The 7,054-nt window shown below is 36.3% G+C and carries 5 protein-coding genes; 3 read left to right on the forward strand and 2 right to left on the reverse strand.

The window, feature by feature from the left end:
* Positions 1 to 253: 253 nt before the first annotated feature.
* Complete coding sequence (locus F6K13_RS11570) at positions 254 to 1,387, reverse strand: YihY/virulence factor BrkB family protein (protein ID WP_287287421.1); 1,134 nt, start codon at positions 1,385 to 1,387, stop codon at positions 254 to 256.
* Between the two features lie 912 nt (positions 1,388 to 2,299).
* Here F6K13_RS11570 and F6K13_RS11575 point away from each other — a divergent pair.
* Positions 2,300 to 2,923 carry a hypothetical protein gene (locus F6K13_RS11575; protein ID WP_124145660.1) on the forward strand — a complete coding sequence of 208 codons (624 nt, stop codon included), beginning with the start codon at positions 2,300 to 2,302 and terminating at the stop codon, positions 2,921 to 2,923.
* 56 nt (positions 2,924 to 2,979) lie between these two features.
* Here the strand turns inward: F6K13_RS11575 and thrC are convergent, their stop codons facing one another.
* Positions 2,980 to 4,071, reverse strand: a complete 1,092-nt coding sequence (gene thrC / locus F6K13_RS11580; RefSeq protein WP_124154770.1) for a threonine synthase — start codon at positions 4,069 to 4,071, stop codon at positions 2,980 to 2,982.
* Between the two features lie 752 nt (positions 4,072 to 4,823).
* On the opposite strand from thrC, the gene F6K13_RS11585 reads away from it, so the two are divergent.
* Positions 4,824 to 5,045 carry a hypothetical protein gene (locus F6K13_RS11585; RefSeq protein ID WP_124145658.1) on the forward strand — a complete coding sequence of 74 codons (222 nt, stop codon included), beginning with the start codon at positions 4,824 to 4,826 and terminating at the stop codon, positions 5,043 to 5,045.
* Positions 5,046 to 5,379: 334 nt separating this feature from the next.
* The gene (locus F6K13_RS11590) at positions 5,380 to 6,435 is read left to right on the forward strand and encodes a fatty acid desaturase (RefSeq protein WP_124145657.1); all 1,056 of its coding nucleotides are present in this window, start codon (positions 5,380 to 5,382) and stop codon (positions 6,433 to 6,435) included.
* Positions 6,436 to 7,054: the final 619 nt, after the last annotated feature.

Raw genomic sequence — 7,054 nt, forward strand, 5'->3', positions numbered from 1 at the left:
TCTAGAAAAAACGGCAAAAAAAGTCTGAATTAATGTGGTCGTTTTTTCTAGTAAGCATTCAGCTATTAGCTATCAGTTCTCAACAAAAGGAGGGGGTTTAAATGAATATAGACTTTTTCAGCTGACTTTTATAGTAAGATTTAATTCTCACTCAGTTAGTAAAGCTTTTATCTAAAACTAAAAGCAATAGCTGATAGCTGATAGCTGGCGGCTAAATGCTTACTTTCTCATACTTTACTCCTCCTTCTATAACTTAGCGTTCCTGTAGTAGATGCGGAACATTATCCCGTGCCATTGCCTCCCCTACTGTTACATTTAATTGTGCCCCAATTAATACCACCAATGAACTAATATATAACCACAACAATAAAATAATAAAAGTACCAATAGTTCCATAGGTTCGGTTATAGTTACCAAAATGAAAAACGTATAAACGAAATAAATTAGAAGCTCCTGCCCACATTAATGCTGATATAATTGCACCAGGCATAATAGGTGTACCTTTCCTTCTACGACTCGGACCAAAACGATAAACAAAAGCAAAAGCTGTAGAAACTATTCCTAAAGTAATCGGCCATCTTAATTGACCCCAAGTTTCTAATAATTGTGACTTCAACACACAATTATCAACTGGTTCTTGAAATAAACAACTAGCAACCTGGTCAGGGGGACAATTTGGCAGAGTTTCTAGTAAACAACTTTGCCGAGCAATCATGTCTACAATTAAGTCACTAACTAATACTAATCCAGAGGCAATAATTAATAGTATGAGAGTACCAATAGTTAGTCCTAAAGAAACTAATTTTGCTTTCCAAAAAGGTCGTTTTTTCTCAAGAGGAACTTGATGAATTTCGTCAAGAGCTGCCATAGCAGAAGTCAGTACGCTAGAAAATATCCATATTGAGCCAATAAAACTGAAAGAAAATATTTCTTTGTTGCGGGTTTTCAGAATTTCATCAACAGCACTGCTAATTAAAAATCGCACTTGATTAGGTACTATATCTGTTAGTAAACTACCCATTTGTAATAGAGGCAATCGCAAAGATTCAAATAATCCAATTGCTGCAATTATTGTTAATAATCCGGGAAATAAAGCGAGCATAGCATTATAGGCCATCTCGGCTGATAAACCTGATAATCTGCTTTTGCCAGCACAAATACATACTTGTTTAATGGCATTAAAATTTAGATGAAGAAGGAACTGAAAAAAGCGAATTATTCGCTTCAGTATATGTTTGACTATCCTTTTTAATATCGTCAATATCATGCCATAGCCACGTTTAGCAATTGGAGTTAATAAGTTGAAAAATCGCTGCCTATTGGAGTGGTTTAAAACTTCTCGCAATGTGGCAGAATTAAAGTGACGTAAAAAATGGAAAAAGCTCATAGGGCTTTTAGGTAAAAAGGTTTATCTGAGTTACTTGTATAGCAGGGAATAGGGAATAGGAAATAGGGAACAGGGAACAGTGGGAAAAATATTTATCTGTCTTACAATTCATCATCAATATCAGTCAAATACCAACTCGTTCCTTGCTATAGTAGAGAATAATTTGTCAACTAACAAAAACTTCAAAATAACAATTATAAATTTATAAATTTCGGAAAATGTACTAAGATAAATTACTTTATTTCGGGCAAAAATAAAAAGTAAATAGTAATCTTTTATAGAAAAAAATTACTAAAAAAAATAAACATTAAAGTCATACACAGATAAAAAAAATCCAATCTAGGTATCAAAAGTCTATAATTATATAAGGTATTATACCAATTTTAACAAGTGATTTTACAAAAAAAAATTGTAAGCATTCAGCAGTCAGCTATCAGCTATTAGCTCTTAGCTCTTAGAAGTAATTATTGATTAGAAATAGGCGTGGAAATTAAAAATAAAATCAATTATTATCTATAAATTGTCAATTATTTCTCCCTACTCCATGTTCCCTCTTTTATGGAGATGTCTACTACTCATATTGCTGATAGCTGAGTGCTAATAGCTGAATGCTTACATAAAATCCGTAGCTTACTGAGGTATTTATATTATATGAATTATCCTCATTTACCTTTATCACGAGTCAAATTCTCAGTTAAATATTAAGCATAAATACTTATTTTACTTTTAACTTTTGACTTCTTACTGAGGAATATCAAGAGCATATTTATGTAGCGCTATAGTATTTCCCTGTTTCCTTTCAGTATCTACTGTCCTAAACTATACTTCTCTTGGTATAGTTTAAAATTGCAAAGACAACCTTCGCGGGAAAATCACCCGATTAAATGAACACTCTATAATCTAAAATATGATATGAGTCAGGACATAACTCCGTGGTTAAATGAAATTAAGGCTCTTCAAGAGAAAATAGTAAAACTTCAAACAGAATTAAATGTTGCCCAGGATAGTGCCTCTAAGTGGCGTCAACTCTACAATACTGAAGCTCAACAACGACGAACGGAAACTCAACTGGCTCAAGAAACTATTCAGACTTTAAAAGCCCAAGCTCAGAAATTACAAGGTTTTCCATCTGTTGAAGAGAGTATAGATGAAAGTGCAACAACTATTGAACAGCAAATCGAAAATTTACAAACTTTAGCTGAATTTAAGGCCAAAATAATTGAAGTAGTCCAAGAACGGGAGCGTGCTTTTGCACAAGTCCAAAAATTAACTGAAGCTCTCGAACAAGAGAAAGTCAATCATACAAATACTCGTACAAGTTTAACAAATGCTTTGGCAGATGCAGTAGATATTCTGGCCAAAGCAAAAGCAAGCAAACAACAGAAATCGGAAATTACTCCTGATATTCAGCCAAAAACAGAAGCCAATATTCAAGCTCAAAATCAAATCCAACTAAAGGAAAGCTTATCTCCCAATGCTGCTCAGTTGCCGCCCAATGAAAGGCCATTGCCCCGCTTACCCAGTAGTAAAGATTAGAGAGAAAAGCTCAAAAGTAGAACCAAAAATATTTTCCTTTTTCCTTTTTCCTTCCTTTAAAACCCCATAACTTCCGCTACTGCCTCTATATTTGGCTCTATTCCCTGCCGAAACTGATTATTGCTATGTTTAATCGCCACATCTGGGTCTTTGAGACCATGACCAGTAAGTACACAAACTACTTTTGCTCCTCTGGGAACTTGGTCTTTGACTTTCAATAAACCCGCAACAGAAGCAGCACTAGCAGGCTCGCAAAAAATTCCTTCATTGGACGCCAATAAACGATAAGCCTCTAATATTTCTTCATCGGTAACCGCTGTAAAACTTCCTTGACTAGCTTGTTGAGCTGCTACAGCTTTTTCCCAACTAGCAGGATTGCCAATTCTAATGGCGCTGGCCACTGTTTCCGGTTGGACTACAGGATGACCTTGAACAATGGGTGCCGCCCCTGCTGCCTGAAAACCCATCATTTGCGGAAGGCGATCGCATTTTCCGATTTGATGGTATTGACAAAATCCCATCCAATATGCTGTGATATTTCCGGCATTTCCTACAGGAATACATAACCAATCTGGGGCATCCCCCAAAGTGTCCACTACCTCAAAAGCTCCTGTTTTTTGACCTTCTAGGCGATAGGGATTAACTGAGTTAACTAAAGTGACAGGATATTTAGCGGCCACATCTCGGACAATTTCTAAGGCTTGGTCAAAATTTCCCTTGATGGCTAAGACTTCTGCACCATACAATAAGGCTTGGGCTAATTTTCCTAATGCAACATAACCATCTGGGATTATGACAAATGCTCGCATCCCACCTCGTCTAGCATAAGCAGCAGCGGCAGCTGAGGTATTGCCTGTGCTAGCACAGATTACTGCTTTTGCCCCTTCTTCTTTGGCTTTGGATATAGCTAAAGTCATGCCCCTATCTTTGAAACTACCTGTGGGGTTAAGGCCATCATATTTGATAAAGACTTCTACTTGGCCGCCTATTTGATGGGCGATCGTCGGCACAGGTATGAGAGGAGTATTACCTTCTTGCAATGTGATTACAGGAGTTTCTTCTGTCACTGGTAGATAGGATCTATATGCCTCTATCAAACCAGGCCAGCCTTGTAATTTTGACTGAGAAAAGGGCCGTGTTAAGGTCATTTTTAAGTTTTGAATTTTTTACTGTAAAGTTTAGTTTTTTTACCTTAGGCCAAAGCTATAAATAACTTTTTGGTCAATTTTTAGTAAGGTTGACACTCCACTGGATAAATCCGCGTGGATTCGTGATTAGGAGTTTTCTATCGGGATAAATCCGCGATTTTCACATTGCTCGTAACGGCCACATTGCCATTACCGTACCATAGTACGCATACAGCAGCAGCTCACAAGGCGGTGCCAATCGCCACTACCCTCTCCGGTCATTCGACCATTGAGACTACTTTTAAAGTTGTTGGTTGATTCACTCGCTTTGAGGTACAAGGTGCTGACTAACGGCTGGAAACAGAGTGCTGGCTAGCACTGGGCTACCTTTTCGGTTAACCACCCTTTAACTGAAGCGTCCATTAGCTAACGATGCTCTCACCATGGTTCAAAGGTCATTGTGTCTTTATACCTTGATTATCGCATATTTTGACTACGCTTTATTACCCGTCGCGTTGTTTCCATCGAGCCGTTAAACTGGCACTTTTCCCACTTACCGAATTTTTACAATGAAAACTTAATCAAATCTATGGTTAAGAAGGATACTAAACCTTACTAATCTTATTGTATTATCCAAATGTTTAGTGTTGGATATGGTACTCCAACTTTTTAATGCCGGAAGTTAAATAGTTTAATTTGTTGTAATTTATCTTAATATTCCGGTTACAATAGAAAAATAAGTGAAGTAAGTATAAATGGCTAGTAAGTTACTGATGTCTAACAGTATATCCAATTTGTCCAGTGCATCTGTTTCTGTAGATACTTCTAAAAGGGTAAATGTTTCAGGGGTATCAAGCAATCAAAACTACACTCAAGAAAAGATGAAATCTTTGTATCAAACAGATCAACAAGTTAAGTTGCTCCATCTTGAGGCAGAAGTAGAAACTTTATTGTTGGAATTGCGGACTATAAAAGAACGAAACTTAGAAAATTAGTCTCAGAGGTTGAAAAATAATTCAATCAATAAAAATTGTGAATAAATAAATGATTGCTCAACTTGATGAATAAAAAATCAGATAGTAGTAGTAACCAAATCAATTAATTGACTTTGATAATGACAAGATTATGATGTAACAAGAAAGGTTTTACTACAGTGTTATTGTGTACAAAATTGACTAAGATTCACTAAGTTCTAGTATGTCTTAAAAATTTCTGTTAACTACTTTCTGTGGTCAAAACTGCCAGCAAAGTATTTGCGCTGGCGTTTTTTTTCGGAATCATAAATCTACTACATAACCACAAAAAAAATACGGAGAACTCAAATAATTTATGACAGTATCAATTGCAGAATCTACTCATGGAAATTCTGAGATTAGAAACGAGCAACTACAACTTAAAGATATTGTAAAAACTCTACCTCGTGAAGTTTTTCTCAAAGATAAATGGAAAACATGGACAATGGTAGCAGTCAATATTTTTATGGTTGTATTAGGTTACTGGGGACTAACAATTACACCTTGGTTTTTATTGCCCCTACTTTGGGTTTTCACTGGCACAGCATTGACTGGTTTTTTTGTTATTGGCCATGACTGCGGTCATCGTTCTTTTGCTAACCGTCGCTGGGTCAACGACCTGGTTGGTCACTTAGTGTTTTTGCCTTTAATTTATCCCTTTCATGGCTGGCGAATAGGCCATAATTATCACCACAAACATACGAATAAAATGGGGGAAGATAATGCTTGGCAACCTTGGTATCCAGAAGATTATGGGAATGCAGGTAGCTTGATGCAGTCAGTGTATCAGTTTATGCGTGGAAGATTTTGGTGGTTAGGATCTGTTGCTCACTGGGCGGTTGTCCATTTTGATTGGAGAAAATTTGAAGCTAAAGATAGGGAAGATGTCAAGTTTTCTGCGTTGGTAGTTTTCGGGTTTAGCGCGATCGCCTTTCCTCTGCTTATCGCTACAGTTGGCCTGTGGGGTCTGGTCAAGTTTTGGTTAATGCCTTGGTTGGTTTACCATTTCTGGATGAGTACATTTACTATTGTTCACCATACAGTACCAGAAATTCCTTTTACTCCTGTAGAAGAGTGGAATGAAGCGGAGGCTCAATTATTTGGTACAGTACATTGTGATTATCCCCGGTGGGTAGAGTTTCTTTGCCATGATATTAATGTGCATATTCCCCATCATGTCTCTACAGGAATTCCTTCATATAATCTCAGGAAAGCACATCAATTTTTGAAGGATCAATGGGGAGATAAACTTTATGAAACTAAGTTTTCTTGGTCTTTAATGAAGGAGATAACAGAGAAATGTCATCTGTATGATAAAACTAAGTTTTACCTAACTTTTAAAGAGTATGATGCTCAGAAAGTTTCCCAGTAATTTTAGTCAGGAAAGCGGTCAGCTATCAGCTATTAGCTATCAGCTTCTCAAGGTTTTTAATAGGGATTCAAACCCCATTAACACATACCACTAATTTTTCATTTATCAATTTTTATATAATCCGGCATTTTGACCGGATTTTTTTTATAGGGTATCTTGATACTCAACGGGAGCAAGATGCTCTTAGAAAAATAACCCCAAGCAGAATAAAATTAATTGATAATACCACTTTTATAAATTGGTATAAAACTGTAAAAATACTGAAAAAAAAGTAATACAACTGAATCAAATTGTCAAGATTGACATCAATTAATCCGTTGGATAGGATCGGATAAATTAATCAAGGAAAAAATTCAAAATTAAGGAATAATCACCTTGAGTTTTAATCCAGACTTATGTCGCAATGAAAGCGAAGTAGAAAGTAAACTAATTGTTAGTTATCTACTGCCAAAATTAGGATACGGTATCGAACATTGACATCAAGAACTAACTTTGGGTAGTATCCGTTTAGACTTTTTATCATTTGCTGTCCAGAAGTTACCTTTTCGTTTAGATGGAGATTCTCCATTGAGTTTAGTTATGGAGGCAAAACATCCGAGAGAAAATTTAGACCGCCATC

The organism is Okeania sp. SIO2B9 (assembly GCF_010672505.1).
Taxonomy (GTDB): domain Bacteria; phylum Cyanobacteriota; class Cyanobacteriia; order Cyanobacteriales; family Microcoleaceae; genus Okeania; species Okeania hirsuta.